The sequence below is a fragment of the Ensifer sp. Root127 genome, assembly GCF_001425225.1.
GTDB classification, from domain to species: Bacteria; Pseudomonadota; Alphaproteobacteria; order Rhizobiales; family Rhizobiaceae; genus Ensifer; species Ensifer canadensis.
In genome coordinates this window covers 49402-63702 of the sequence record NZ_LMDX01000010.1, presented here as the reverse complement: position 1 = coordinate 63702, position 14301 = coordinate 49402, and the positions used below count along the sequence as shown (strand labels likewise).

The following is a 14301-nucleotide window of genomic DNA, read 5'->3' as shown; positions in this document are numbered from 1 at the left end:
GGACATGCTCGGCACCTAGCCTGTCAATGCGCACCGTGCCGCCTCACGGGTGAGTGCCCGAAGCAGATCGGCTAGATCGAGGATAATCTGGTCATCCTCTTTGCTGGAATAAGGTGAAACGAGCTTGCCGTGCATCACGCTGTTACGAATTTTAATCCAGGACTTGACATGGGCGCCGGTCCCTACCCCCTGGTCCGCCAGCATATAAAGCGCCCGCTGCACGGAAACCCCATCCGCTCTTTTCACCGCGGATAGGGCCGCATCTCTTATCCTCGATGCGCCTTGCCACTCTTCGATGTGCGCGACCAGGGAATCGATGGCCGCCTGATCGGCATCGGTTCTGAGCGTCCCTTCAGGAACCAAACGACGCGCCAGGCCTTCGATGCTGCTGGCCAGCGTCAATGCCATCACCCGTCTGGAACCCTGCGCGGATTGGATGACTTCCTCGTAGAACGTCGTGATCGTATGGCTTTCCCATTCTGCGTCGCGCGCGATCAGCGTCAGGAGGCCGGCGTAAAGAGCAAAGAAATCGCCGTCGTTCGTAAAATGGTCGTCACCGTTCCACAAAGCGGTCCATGTCGAATCTGCAGTCCAGGCGGGAGACTGTCGCACCCAGAGCATCGACCGCCCGTCCGGAAACCGACGCTCGACCAGACGCGGAAACACCAACTGTCCGAAAAGAATCCGGAGCGGTTCCCCGAACCAGTTCTCCGCGTTGTGCGCGGGCAGAGCCGTGCTGCTACCAGCCGAGATCGAAAGCACGTTGGTTTCGCTGTCGAACGCGAACCCGACCGGTACGCCAAGAGCTTCGATGGTGCGAATGGCTTGTAATCCGCCCTTCCCGTCGTCGCTTTGCACAAAGCGACGGAAAATGATCGAGGCGCTATGATTTCGGGGAATGAGAAAGCGGGCTTCGGCGCTGCCTTCCCCCATCGCAGGCCCCTGAACGCCGGCGCTCAGACTTTGAACCGTGCCTTGAAGCACCCATTGATCGCCATCCGGATCTACATCGGGCACCGTCCAGCCGCCCATCCATTCTGTTCCGTCCGCGTCGGTCATTACGAGACGGAACCTGTTGAGAGGGTCGTACGGCTCATCCCGCTCCCGATTGAGAGCTTGTAGGCTATGCTTCAGATCGACAGGCAGCCCCGTCATGCGATAGCGGAATTCCCGGTCGGACACGATCTCGAACTCGCCTTCCCCCTCCGCCAAGGGCGGTTCGAAGTCCCGGGCTAAGAGCGTCATTTTCGGGGCACGGATCGTGACAGGGCCCTGCAGATAGGGGTTCAGGCGATCGATTTGTGACATCGGGATTAGCGCGTTTCTGATGAAGTGGAATAGTTCTTAAACTCTGCGATCGTAGGTCTTGGTTCTTTAAGACGACGCCCGTCTTCCTCCATTTGTGGTCGATCAGCGTGGCATGGTTGGCGCAAAGCCCGATGGCGTTGTCGCGGTTGCTCATCCTATCAGGATTCCCCGGCTTTCGCTTCCTTGGGCGGCTGATGCAGCACGATCGGTTCCGCCGGATATACCTGCTGAAACCGGCAATGCGTCTGGCACCATTCGGCGGCAGGAGGGGACAGCCAGCCGGTCATCTCCATCATGCTGTCGTGACGCTTCGGCAGGTTCCACATGATGACAGGCTCGTGATGGGCGATGCGATTGCGCAGGCTGCGGACTTGCGCCAGCGGGCCCGAGAAATCCTTTCTTCGCAGCCCCTTTCCGTCTGGCTTACGGCCGATCTTGTGCAGCGTCGTCTGCCACAACGTTTCATAGTCCTTGCCGAACATGGCGGTCCAGAAGCTGAACGTCAACGCCGCGACGACCCGGCCGGGCGTCGGCTCCTTCTTGGCTTCCTCAATGTCCTGAATCGCCTTGGCGAGCTGTTCGGGCTGCCATTCGCCGAGCAGCAATCCCGGTTCGTGAAACCAGCTTTCATTGACCGCTTCGGTCATGACTGCATGAATTCGGTTGCGCAGCGCCACTTCAAGCATCTGCAGCGGCGTATAAAGGCTTTCCGAAATCAACGTATTGAGCGTATATAGCTCAATAGCACGGCTACGGTCGCCGTTCGCCCAGTCGAGGTAACGGCCAAACCGCTCCAGGGAAAGCGCCATTTCCAGCGCATCATAGGAAACTGGCTTCCCTACTTCCCCTTGCATTTTTTCCCCACCTCTTCTATATCGGTAATCGTACACCCCGGTACCGTCTCTGCCCTAGGCATGCGGCCGGGGTAATTTTTTGCCCTAATCACTTGACGTGCTTCGGAATTTGCAAAGCTGCCTTGGCTTCCTTCCGCTGCTTCTTTTCAGCCGCGAATTCCGGCTCAAGCGCCTGGATCTTCGTCACCAGGCCGTCGAGGTGGTAGATATTGCTGTTCCAGTCTCCGGCAGCCGTCTTGCGCATTTCGCGCCTGATATAGCCGGCCTTCTCCAGGGCGCGCATATTGTTCTGGATGGTTTTCTCGGTGACATCCATGCGTTTCGCCAGCTCCTTTTTGGCCGGAAACGGCTTGCGCGTCGGCTCGTGCCAGTAATCCAGGAGCTGGATGATGATGTTCATCTGCATCGCGTTGATGCCGAGGCGCCGCTGTGCCTGGATCAAGATGGAGGGGATGCCCGCATAGCCGTGACTATAAACAGCCTTGCCCCAGATGCGCTCCGTAGAGGACGACTTCTTGGCTGCGGGCTTTGGAAAATTGATGACTTCTGCATCGGTAGGGGTTGCGCTCATGTTGGTTTAAATCTCCTTCGGTTGCAAAGAAGATACGCAGGCGCATACCAGCTTTCAATGAGGCGGGCTGTCGGGGGTATGGAAAACGCAGGGGCTACCCCTATCTGCGTTAATTGTGCTGTGTCCACCACTAAAGCTATATGGTTCACGATGCTTTACTGGTCGGATTTCGCCCCTACCTTGGGAAGCCTCGTTCCCGACGGGTGGGGTTGCTAGTTTCCATACTTAAGCATCCTTTTTTGTACCGCGAAGCGGTTGTAACATGCTCGAACACCAATCGGAACGGAAAATACGCCCTGTTCCAATCCAATTCGACCGATTCAAAGCGATGCACTCGCGCCGCTTCACGCTGCAGTGGTTCTCATCTTCTGAAGACGCTCGTGTTCCTCGATGAGATAGGTGATGTAGCTCCGGATCAGATTGCAATACAGTCGCGCCTCATTCTGCTGGATGGCGACCCCGGCCTTGAGATCCATACCGTGACGTACGCCGCCGCCGGTTGGCGAGGACAGATAGCCGTGCAGTTTCGTCATCCAGTCAAGGATCTGCTCCTGAGACGTGCCGCGATTGCCGGATCTCATTTCGCCGACTATCTTGTTGAAATATTTCCCCTGAACTGTGCGATCACTCGTGCCGGTTCCCCGGAACACGGTCGCAACAGACTCCAGAAGCCAGAGGATTTCAGAAACCGCCTGGCGGCTTTTCCCTTCTCCGAGGAGCCGGTTCGAATCCTCGAGCGATGCTTCAATCAGCTCCCGCGCCTGCGCGTCGAGGGAAGGTGCGGCGTCGGGCACGGAAATCGGTGGGGCCAGCGGGTTTGTGGCGACCAGATGGGGCGGTTCGATCCGATAGCCCGCGCCGTGTTCCGCAAGTACGCGATTGATCATCGCCACGTCGGGCACGCCCAGGCCGTCATCAGCGCACTCCATGCAGACCGTATAAAACGCCTCGATGAACAGTGGCGCGTTGTCTTCCGCCCGGCGCATTGCGCTATCCATATCGGACCACGCCCAGCTAAGGCTGCTGCTGTTCCCCGAACCGCCGAACGCTTCCTTAAAGCGTTCGACGATCCCCCAGGTATTTCCCTGAGAGCCGATTTTTTCGATGAAATCATAGAATGCGCGCGACAGCGTCGCCGGCGCCGGTCCAGGGCTGGAAAACCGCCATGCAGGGTCAAATTTAAGCATCAAGCGCTCCTAGTCTTCCGCCAGCCAGCGAGCATAAGCCCGCACGTCGATCATCGGTACGGTTCCGATCTCCTGCAGCCGGGCGATCAGCTCCAACAGAAAGCCGGTGACGGACTTGCTGTTGAGCGTCACCGCCGTAACGCCGTCGGCGTTGCGGCCGAACCAGCCGTGCGCCGCCACGCAGCCGATATCGAGCAGACTTTCATCCGGTGCGCTGTCGAGCAGGTCCGTCATGGTTTTGCCCATCGGCGGGCTCCACTCGCTTTCGAACGTCAGGATGCCACCGAGAATCCAGTGCCGCTTCTTTGGTTCCGACTTCCCGCCGAGCCACGTCACCGCCAGGCTGGTGCGGTCGAGCTTACGGACGCTCGCCGCCTTGTCGCGGGCATATCCCACATAAGTCGCGTTCAGCGTCTGCTTGGCCTCAAATACGGCATAGACGCTTTCGGCCGGAATGATTTTGATGCCGTGCATCTCGAAAATCAGCGGCGTGTATTGCCGGTCGTAAATGACGACGTCGATCTGCTGACTGAACGTGCCGTGATTGTCCACGATATGGGCGGTGTCTACCTGATACCGCTTCGGCAGATAGGTATCCAGCAAATCGACCCAAACGGCTTCGCTGGCGTCGCCTTTCGTGCCCGAATGGGCGAACGACCTGCGCGCCCGGTTCAGGTCCTCCTGCACCTTGTCGTGCAGCCCGGCCAGTAATTCCTGCAGCGACCACCCACTCATGTGACAAACTGCTCCCAACTACCACTAAGCGCCTGCCCCGCGGCTGCGCTGATCCTCTGTTTTTCCGCAGCCGTCAGATCGTCCGAAATCACGTTGTTGGTGTTGGCCGGATCGACAAACCGCGCATTCGAAAATGTGTCGCGCAGATAGGTGAGGCACGCGACGATCCGATCGCTCAAGGTCGGGTAATTCGTATTGCTCAGCGCCACGATGACGGCCAGCTCAATGTAGAAGGACAGAAAATCCAGCCCTTTCTGGTCTCGCCACAGCTTGATGAGGCGCGACTCCTGCTGCCGGGCGCCCGCCCAGACAGTCGTGATATGCGTCTGGACGTTGGTTTTGGTCCATGTGCTGGCCTTGCGCCGATAAAGGCTGTGATCGTTCGACAAGGCGTTCTGCCGCTTGGCCGGGACCAGGTCCACGTCGTAGCCGCCGACCCTGATGTTTATGGAAACGTCCTGTCGTTTCGGCGCGTATCCCACCCCTGCGAGCTTGGCGAACAGCTTGTCGTATATCTCCTGGAGCGTATCAGGCGTGTTCTCCGACAGCGAGATGAACAGGTCGATATCCGTGCCGCTGTGGTTGGCTGTTCCCTTGGAAAATGATCCACTCGCGCTAATCGAAATCAGGTTGCCTTTCGCCCACTCGCCAACCAGCGGCGCCAGGATCCCCTGAACACCCCGCACCGGCGAATATGGCCCGGTATCGACGGCCTCGCGGGCCAATATTCCCTGCAAATAGGCGTCGCTCATGCGTGTGGGTCAGTTCCTTGAAGATGGGCGAGTGTAACGTCACATTTTACACAATATCTCGCAAGAAGCCTTTTCGTGGCCGATTTCAGATCAGGACAGGCAGTGAGCAACGTGGACCGTTCCACGCCCGTCGTCCAAAATTAGGCGGTATGAGCTGGATTACTGCGTTTGGGACATCGCAGAACTTGACGCACGGCCGAAATGGACGACGCGAAGTCATTGGACAGATCCATTGCAAATTTCGGGACATTTCCGAAGACCATAGCTTTCAAAGGTCTTGATGGCGAAAAGACGAGCCCTCGTTTGCCAGCCCCAAAAGCCGCCTGCGATCGATGAATGCGCCGAATACACCGCCCAGCGTTGCCGGATAAATTCTTATGCCGCCGATATTTCGGATGGTATGCAGGCCCACGATTCAGGTCCGTCCGTGGCGCCAGGGCGGGAGCTTTCCACGCTTCCCGCGCTCGCCCGTCCAGATCGGCGTTGGTGCGTGTCAGCTAAAACTTTGCTAGAATAAGTCGCATGAGTCACGATGAATATTTGGACGTTTTTATAGGCGACCCAATCGCGCACCGCTCAGAAGTAAAGCTTCTCAGAGCTTTGAGTAAATTCTCCAACGAACACAAACAGCCACTTCTGGTATTCGCCAATTTTGAGCTTTTAGGCCGGCAGTTCGACTTCGTTGTCATCACAGCTGCCCGCGTTGTCGTTACGGAGGTCAAGTCAAGCGCCTTGCCGGTGCGCGGCGATATCGAGGGCACGTGGGAGTACGCGACGGCCGACGGCAGTTGGGCTTCCGTCACCAATGGCTACAAGCAGGCTCTCCAGCGGAAGAACATCCTCCGTGATGCCATGGGGCGCTTGCCGGAAAGATTTCATCCAGAGGCACACGTCGTTTTCAGCGATAACATTCCTGAAGGGTCCGATCTCACGCCCGGAAACTTCAAGGTGCATGTTGGCGGTTTGCCGGACTTTCTTGCAGCTCTTTCTCTGGAGGACGGCAATCCCTGGTCTCTTGAGGAGTGGAGGCGATGGGCTGAACGTCAGCGCCTCAGGCGGGTGCCCTTAATCGAGGCATTCGACAATGCGCCGGCCGAACTCATGGGGCGGTATCGAGATGCTCTCGTCAGGGACTATCAGCCGCAGGCCGATGGCTGGATCGCCGCCAGCGATCAGCAACGTGATGCCATTGCGTCTGCACTGGTTGGGGGAAGTGCGGGAGTATTCGTCACAGGCCCTTCAGGATGCGGCAAGACCCTGATGGCGAAGGCGGCTGCGGTACATCTCGCGCGGGATGGTGCAGTAGTCCTGTTTGTGCAGGCAAAAGACATTTCGGAATCGCTTGCCGATGCTCTGAAAACCGAAATTGCGCTCGTGGCGGATATCCCCTTGGCCTCGCTGCTAAAAGCTGTCCGGCAGACGTCTGGGCGTGCGTGCATCTTTCTTGACGGCATAAACGAGCTACCCGGCGCCCTTTTCGAAAAAACGCTACGCGGATTGAGAATCCTTGCTAGGAGATACGGAGCGCAGCTGGTCGTTACCAGCCAGGGCAAGAGACCCGTCATTCTGGAAGGACTGGCACTGATCGCAGTGAGTGAACCGGATAATGACCTGAAGAACAGGATCGCGACATCTGCAGCAGCCTCCTCTCTGTCCGGCGAGGCGAAGAAGGTTCTCGCTGGGGTGCGAAGCGGCCTCGAGGCGAGGATGGTGGCCGAACTTCAAGACGTGCTAGGTCCCGATGCCACGAGAAGCAGCCTTGTTGATCAAATCATCCGCAAACGCTTGGGAGAGAAAACAAGAACCTGCTACGCCGGCCTGAGATCCTTTGCCCTTCAGCTCTTTGGTCAGTTCTCTTATTCAGTCACCGAGACGGCATTCGACGATATCATGATCGCGAACGGCCTTAGCGATGAGCAGTGCGAGATAATGCTTTCGTCCGGCCTGCTCGAACGTCGCGCTGGACGCATCTCTTTCTTCCACGAAATGTTCCTGTTTGGCTGCGCCGCGCAGGCTTATGCACAGCTTGCCCGTTCGGAAACAGGCGCAGTCTCGCAAACGCTGAATACCGCCTTTGCCGAGGCCTTGGCACCGGATGTCTTGGCGGCAGTCGACGACGAGACAACAGCCTGTGAAATTCTGGGCTCCCTGACAAGCGCCGATATTTTAGCAAAATGCGCTATGGGCGAATCCGGCGCGATAGCCAGGTCGGCGTCCCGAAAGATTTTAGCCCAAGCCGCTTCCCGGATACTTTCCGACATTGAAAACCTGCGTTTGGCGCTTCGTGTGAGCGAGGAGAAGGTCAGTGTTGAGTGGGAGCAACTGCCGGACTACAGCAAAGAAGAGATTGCTCAGTTCTGCGGTTTGGGCGTTGCTGCGAAATACGGCGCTACGGTCGAGGAGTACCTGAAGCTATGCCGCGTTATGGATGGTCGGCTTCTCTTGGAGCGCAAACGGCTGGACGATGATGCCCGACGATACAATGTTGGGCTTCGAAGCGCGAGCTTCGGACTTGCATATCTCGGCCTATACTCCGGTTGGAAATCGAGTTTCCGGCTGATGGTTGGCGGCGCCCAATCGTTCTGGGAAGACATTGGACAAAGCGATGTAATGCGCTCCAAACACTTGATGGATTTGACATCAGGCGAACTGCATTTCGTCGTAGAGCATCGGCATTCCCTGTATGCTGGAGATGAGTCGTCGTTCTGCGAGCAGCTCGCCGAGGTGATTACGGCGAGGTTCCGGCGCGAGCCATATCATGTGCAGCTCGCCATCCTCCACGCGGCAGGGTTTGTGCGCCGCGCCTCGGACGCGGCGCTTGCCAGACTGACCGAAGCGCTCCAGCAACTCGAGCCGAATGATTTTCACTTATTTATAAGCACCAGCATCATTGAGGCGCTGAAGCTTTTGGGCGCTCTTGACGAGGAGGCGGAGGAGGCGCGGGAAGGGATAGGAGACCAGCTTCGCGCCGCGCTGAACGGCGAAGACGATGAAGATACCTTCGAGCAGGCGTTGTCGATCTACGTTGCCCAGTTCGACCACCCCTTCGACGGCATATATTGCGAGGAGGTCAACGGCCTTTCGGATATCGAGAAGAAGCGGTTGGTCACCCGTGCTTTTCGGGCTGATAGCGTTCGTCACTCCCTGTCGCTCAAATGGCTGGCGACCGCGGTGGCAGATGAAGATGACCCTTCGGATGCGCCACTGTTCGTTCGCTATGCGCGCTATCCGGAAATAAATCCGCACTGGCAGGACGAAATCGCGGTTTTTGTTCTAGCGACGAGGTTTCTAGCGAGACACGGAGTCGAATTGCCTGAAACGCCCACGGATGACGATCGCCAGCAATGTTTCGTACGCCTCCGTGACATCGTAAGGTATGCTGAAATTCGTTCGGAGGCTGCCTTATCTGCTGCAGCTGCTGCCTGGGAAGCGTTGCTGCTTATACCTGCTCCGATCGTTATTAGTTGTCTGCATGACGTCATTCTGGAGGGACTTGAGCAGCGCTCGCCGATGTCTGAGTCAAGAAGCTATGGATCGGTAGAAATTTCTCGTCTTTTTCAGGCGCAATTAGTGAAAATCGCACGGCAGTTCCTGCCTCTGGGCACTCCTGCATTAGACAGTCACGGGGGCAAAGATGAGCGCGCCACAACATGGGCAGTCAGCCTCGTCGGGGAGCTGGGCGACAGGAGCGATTTGGGAATGCTGCGAATTCTTCTCAATCAACCAGACTTCGCGCGATCGGCGACTGCTGCCATTCGCCAGATCGAAATGCGCTGCTAGGTTTCTGACCTTACCACTAGTCGCTATCCCCACACGGCCGAGGTCGTGCAACAATACGATGGGCGGTTTCCTACCGCCGGTTAGGACGCCACTGGCTGCGCGGACACTTGACCAAACTTTGAACGGGCCCGCAGGCCGAAAGCCGCTTTTCTCCGACGCGACAAGCGGCTTGCCGCGCCCGTCCCTTGATCCGAACGGATGGCGATGTCATGGGGCGAGAACAGACAGAAGCGGCCCGGAACGGGCTTCATAATCGGGTGCGTGGGCGCCCGTAGGACAAGCGATCGTAACCGGTATCGGCGGAGACGGCCGAATGGTCGGCTCCGTGCCATCGGCATAAAGCGTGTGAAGGTGATCCGGCGGCCTGGTCCTATTTACAGTCTTGACACCCATCGATCACTTCGGACCAAATCGGTCTACAAAGACACCGAGGCCCAGCGAGAATTAGTGAATAAAACTGGTGAAATTCTTGTCGCAAACCGACCGGTTTGCCTGAAACCTCAATGTTCGCCCACCCAGCTTAACCGCAGTTCAACCCACAACGCATAGCTTGCGCCGACATAGTCGTATTGATTTATCGAGGTTGCAGTGTCTGACAAAGCACAGGGACAATTCCGAAAGAAGATGGCGCACGTCGCCGACTTCATGATCAGTCTGATCGGGCCATCGGTCATTCCATTGCTGCGGGTAGACGATTATCACGCATATCTGGTGGGTACCGGGACGCTACTTACCATCGATCAAAGACTTCACATTATAACGTGTAAACACGTCGCTGATGACGGTGGAGCTGTGTTTGGGTTCCAAAATACCGAAAAGCTCTACAGGTCAGCTTACGACTACATAGAAGCAGACGGCGCATTGGATTGCGCGGTTTTGCCAGTTCAGCAAGAGGCTTGGCTTGATACCATTCATGGGTCTGAGCCAATCGAGTTCGAAACGTTATTTGCGGAGAAACACGACCCTGTGCGGGGAGAAGTGTTTTTCTTGCAGGGGTACAGCCAAGAAAATTCTGCGGCATGGGATGGTATTATCGATACGAAGCCGACCGGATTTTGTACGCAAATCAACGAGAAGTTCATCTCGGAAGACAACTTCTTCTATTTGAACTTTGAAATGAGTGACAGCCATTTTACACCTGGGACGCCGCGGGAAACAAGGGCGAACACCAGGAAGGAGCAAGCCTATGGTCTGAGCGGATCGCTCGTCTGGGACACCGGCATGGTGCGCGCCGAAATGACCGGAAGGGAATGGGATCCCTCCTACGCCCGCGTGACGGGCCTAGCGGAGCGATGGGACATGCCAAATCATCAACTGGTCATCAGACGGATTGAGTTCGTGCGCCGATGGATATGGGATGTCGCAAAATAACAGGATGAGCAAAGGGCGACCGCCCGTTTCCAACTTCCTGCAATCGAAGAAATCAGCATAGCGCCGACCGCTGGCCAGGATTTCGGGAATTCGCCCGCGCGAGGGACGGAAGACGGGCAGCCTCAGGAGCTTCACGGCATGCATATTTCGTGCTGTTCTTAACAACCCAATTCATATCTGGTCGTGTCAGAGGCTTCTATCCGAAGATCGAAAAAATCTCGACCTCGTACTGGTGAAATGAGAATGAGAAAACACGCAAAACTAGAACAAGCGGCTCCAACACTTGACGATCTTGTCAATGACGATCGCTTGGGTCGTTTATTCTCGTCGAGCGAACGCGACTGCGCTTTGCAGCTTTGGGTCATGCGGATAGAGTCCGCGGACACAATCGAGAGCCGGATCATTTACGGGCGTCTTGTCCCTTATACCTTCTCGAACGATTCTTGGTCGGCCAGCGACAATAACGACTCTCACCGAATTGGAGATGCGGACGTAAAGATTGAGAAACTCAGTCTTTACGTCCCGAGCGCTCGATGTTCCGAGCTGCTGCAACACTTCAGTGCCAGCCGGACCATCTCCGAAATCAGCGATGACTTAAAGCTGACCTTCCAGAAAGGAAAATTAAAAGCGCGGTTCGGAACGGCATCGTTGACCGCTGGTCCGCTGGTCTATCGCCCCGTATCTTATCTGATCAACCGAGATGCATATGAGCGATCCGCTCCGTCTAGCCCGCACGGCGGCGCCGGGGCTTACAGCGCGTCCATCGTCCAAACCGACAAGGTAGCACTCTTTCGTCTCGACGGAGAATACAGCGTTCGTCTAGCCAAACTATTGGTTCGCCGCTTGAACGCAGACACTGGCCTGGATTTCGGCGGCGTGGACAGGTCACGTCTCGGCGACATCGAGCTCATGGTGTTTCCGACGCTGGACGATCGCGAGCGTCCATTGTTGGATGTCAGTTGGACCGAAAGCCGGCTGGCACTCACAGCGCAATTTGATCCGCAGCAAGTGCCACTCTACACCAGTTTCCAGTTCCGCCTTGTTATCGAGAATGGTGGCCAAATTGCCTATTCCGCAATCGCTTTTGCGGAGCGGACAAATTCGGAAATTTTTGAGTGCAAATTCGATCTACCCGATCAGTTCCGCAGCAGAATCGACAGCACGGAACTTGAGATTTATGGGTTCAATGACAACCATCTTCGCCAAGGCATACTGTGTTGCCGTTGGCGGATCAGCTATATTCGGGAGATAAGCTTCAGTGGTCACGCGGTAGGCCACAGCCGTACTCCGGTCAAGTTCGACTGGCTCGAAAAAACTACCCGTCCGGCAGCATCGGCCCGAGTGACGGGTGCGCTGACAATTGATCGTAGCAGCCCTGCATTCGAAAGCAGCGTGGGCGGACGCGCGGCGGATCCTTGGGTTCCGGCCAATCGCAATCTCGGGTCGCTTTTTACGCGTCTCCATCCTTCGAAGTCAGATGGACGCTTCTTTTTGCGCTGGAGCGAAGGCGATGGAGACGGGCGTCTTCAATTCGTCGAGTGGTTCAAGCAGCTGCTAAACAAGTATCGACAGCATCAGATTGTGATTTTCGATCCGTATTTCGAAGATGTGGGCCTAAGCCTTCTCGCGCTCGGAGCCTCACCGCAAGGGGACTATATAGTATTCACATCGCTACCAAAGGTAAGGCAAAAAGCGGATGATCCCATAGCAGATGAACCCGAGAGCCCCACGCCGACCCGCATCAGCAACCTGATCGCAATCTGCGAAAACAATCGCAACAGACTAGAACATTTGAAGTTGCGGATATACGGCTTGAAAGAAGGTCGGTTGCATGATCGCTACATCCTCTTCATGGCTCCGGACGGGCTGCCGGCCGCGGGCTTTCATTTTTCGAATTCGCTTCAAAAGGCAGCTGAAAACTATCCGCTACTGATTACCCCGATTCCTGCAGACACCCTGCTCGCAGTGGAGGATTACAAATCAACTCTAATTCAGGAGACAAAAGCCACCCAATCGAATGAAGAGGCCGACAACCCTCCTATGCGCCTTCTCTTCGAAACAAAGACTTCGCGCCCGATGCGGATGAACTATGAGCCGCTGCAGTTCCTGGAGAAGATTCGGGCCGGCGATGTGCTGAGCGCGTGGACCGGCGAAATTTCGCTGGAAGGCCTCAACGGAGCTGAGTTGAAAAAGCAGATGACAGACGTCGGTCTGCTGAAGGGCGAAACGCTGGCATTGCCTGAAACGCCCGGCTTGCGCAATTGCGTTACGAAACACGCAGAGAATTTCGATGAATTCGAAGCTTGGTGGGGCGTGATAGGTGACATTCTTGCACATTCCCACATCGCCGACCGCGTTTATCGTGAGCTTCAATCCGAACACGGCATTCTGCGGCTCCTTGCCCAAGTTATCGAAAGGTCCTTTAGTCGCGTTCATGACGCCGAGGATAAAGAATGGACTATATCGGACTCTAGGCTCTTTCAAAAATCGCTCGATGAGCTCCTGCACAGCCCATATCGTCTCGATCACCTGAACCATATGACAAAATTTACCGGCTTGGCCTGGTCAGAGTTCTTTGCAATCAAGCTTCTATGGTTGCATACCCCGGAAGTGCTTCTTCAGATAGCCGAGGCACAAATGGCCTCTCTTCCTGAAGAGCCAAATGTCGAAGAGGCACTGCGACTATCGCTTTTGAGCCAGATTGCCAGCGAGATCGCGCTGTCTGCCGATTTTAACATCAACCAGATGCAACGGAACTCTCTTATTCACAGCCAAAACAGCCTCATGCATTGGATGGGTCTAAACGTGATCGAGCGGGAGCTTGGAAAACCCGAGGGGCCTTCAGAAGCACTAAGACTAATTGCAGCCTTTCCATACCCGGAACAAATCGACACCCTAGGTTGGTTGATTAGCCGTGCAGCAAAGAATCCTGAAAAATCTGACGTCTACGATGCTTTGCTGGCAGCATTGCGAGAAGCGCTCCCTTCACCAATTCCGGTAGAGGATCTTACACGGCTGGTTGGTTCGATGCGTGGCCATATGCGCGAGTTGGCCTGGGCGGAACCATGGCTTTCAAGAGATGTGATTTTTCCTTTGCTGGAGAGTGAGCGCGCTAGTATTGACGACGCCTGCGGTATTTGGTTCGAGGAACTGAATATATTGCTAGGACCGACGCAAAAAGATTCGAGGCTCTTTGAAAGCTCTCGTGAAGGCCAAACGACCAATATTGCTGCGACCCTGTTTGCCTATAGCAGTAGTGAACAACAAGCGAGCAGCTTGAAGATTGTGAAAGCGATACTGAGGGGTCAGAGGCACTCTATCCAGCAACCACTTGCCAGCACATCCAACTGGTCTCGCTGGAATGACGCTTTGTTGGTTGCTATGTGGATATTCGCCTTTACGAGGTGGGCATTGTACTACGTTCAACGTTGCGGAAAGGATAGCGCAGCTCTTGAGGAGCTTTCGCGAGAAGCTGAATTGCTTGCCACGGCTAGGCCATTGGGGGAATGGCGAGCACAAGGCGCCGGCAATAACAGCGGAATCGCTGCCTTTCTTGACCAAGCAGAGGAGCTTTTAGCTTCAATTGGGAAGGCGGAAGGTGCAAATGACTCACGAGCGAAATGATGCCTTCAATTTGAAGGCAAACGTAAACTAGGTTTTTCCGACAAATCAAGCTGGAATTTTGAGCGTGACTTCTCGCGATCCGCAGCAGCTTCATCTGGGGCAGTGACATTGAAGATGAG

The 14301-nt window shown here is 55.8% G+C and carries 9 protein-coding genes; 3 read left to right on the top strand and 6 right to left on the bottom strand.

Annotation, left to right across the window (positions count from 1 at the left end; genetic code table 11):
- Window positions 1-15: 15 nt before the first annotated feature.
- From ASD03_RS12840 to ASD03_RS12815, 6 genes are all read right to left on the bottom strand, one after another.
- Window positions 16-1308 carry a hypothetical protein gene (locus tag ASD03_RS12840; protein WP_057214049.1) on the bottom strand — a complete coding sequence of 431 codons (1293 nt, stop codon included), beginning with the start codon at window positions 1306-1308 and terminating at the stop codon, window positions 16-18.
- A gap of 158 nt (window positions 1309-1466) precedes the next feature.
- Window positions 1467-2198 carry an Abi family protein gene (locus ASD03_RS12835; RefSeq protein ID WP_244494638.1) on the bottom strand — a complete coding sequence of 244 codons (732 nt, stop codon included), beginning with the start codon at window positions 2196-2198 and terminating at the stop codon, window positions 1467-1469.
- A 52-nt stretch (window positions 2199-2250) separates the two neighbouring features.
- Entirely contained in the window at window positions 2251-2733 is a 483-nt protein-coding gene (locus ASD03_RS12830; RefSeq protein WP_057214042.1) for a helix-turn-helix domain-containing protein, read from the bottom strand.
- 344 nt (window positions 2734-3077) lie between these two features.
- A complete protein-coding gene (locus tag ASD03_RS12825) occupies window positions 3078-3920 on the bottom strand; it encodes a hypothetical protein (protein WP_057214039.1) in 843 nt (280 codons plus the stop codon).
- Window positions 3921-3929: 9 nt separating this feature from the next.
- Window positions 3930-4655, bottom strand: coding sequence for a DUF6602 domain-containing protein (locus ASD03_RS12820; protein ID WP_057214036.1), 726 nt, complete (start codon window positions 4653-4655; stop codon window positions 3930-3932).
- Window positions 4652-5407, bottom strand: a complete 756-nt coding sequence (locus ASD03_RS12815) for a hypothetical protein (RefSeq protein WP_057214033.1) — start codon at window positions 5405-5407, stop codon at window positions 4652-4654. Before ASD03_RS12815 ends, ASD03_RS12820 begins: the two co-directional genes overlap by 4 nt.
- 522 nt (window positions 5408-5929) lie before the next feature.
- Between ASD03_RS12815 and ASD03_RS12810 the strand changes: the two genes are divergently transcribed.
- From ASD03_RS12810 to ASD03_RS12800, 3 genes are all read left to right on the top strand, one after another.
- The gene (locus tag ASD03_RS12810) at window positions 5930-9187 is read left to right on the top strand and encodes an NERD domain-containing protein (RefSeq protein ID WP_057214031.1); all 3258 of its coding nucleotides are present in this window, start codon (window positions 5930-5932) and stop codon (window positions 9185-9187) included.
- Between the two features lie 588 nt (window positions 9188-9775).
- Window positions 9776-10558, top strand: a complete 783-nt coding sequence (locus tag ASD03_RS12805) for a hypothetical protein (protein ID WP_156407960.1) — start codon at window positions 9776-9778, stop codon at window positions 10556-10558.
- A 243-nt stretch (window positions 10559-10801) separates the two neighbouring features.
- A complete protein-coding gene (locus ASD03_RS12800) occupies window positions 10802-14182 on the top strand; it encodes a VPA1262 family protein (protein ID WP_057214025.1) in 3381 nt (1126 codons plus the stop codon).
- The last annotated feature ends 119 nt before the right edge of the window (window positions 14183-14301 follow it).

Bases quoted from the DNA above. Each gene is read 5' to 3' on its own strand.
- ASD03_RS12840 (WP_057214049.1), bottom strand. From the start codon at position 1,308: ATGTCACAAATCGATCGCCTGAACCCCTATCTGCAGGGCCCTGTCACG.
- ASD03_RS12830 (WP_057214042.1), bottom strand. From the start codon at position 2,733: ATGAGCGCAACCCCTACCGATGCAGAAGTCATCAATTTTCCAAAGCCC.
- ASD03_RS12825 (WP_057214039.1), bottom strand. From the start codon at position 3,920: ATGCTTAAATTTGACCCTGCATGGCGGTTTTCCAGCCCTGGACCGGCG.
- ASD03_RS12820 (WP_057214036.1), bottom strand. From the start codon at position 4,655: ATGAGTGGGTGGTCGCTGCAGGAATTACTGGCCGGGCTGCACGACAAG.
- ASD03_RS12815 (WP_057214033.1), bottom strand. From the start codon at position 5,407: ATGAGCGACGCCTATTTGCAGGGAATATTGGCCCGCGAGGCCGTCGAT.
- ASD03_RS12810 (WP_057214031.1), top strand. From the start codon at position 5,930: ATGAGTCACGATGAATATTTGGACGTTTTTATAGGCGACCCAATCGCG.
- ASD03_RS12800 (WP_057214025.1), top strand. From the start codon at position 10,802: ATGAGAAAACACGCAAAACTAGAACAAGCGGCTCCAACACTTGACGAT.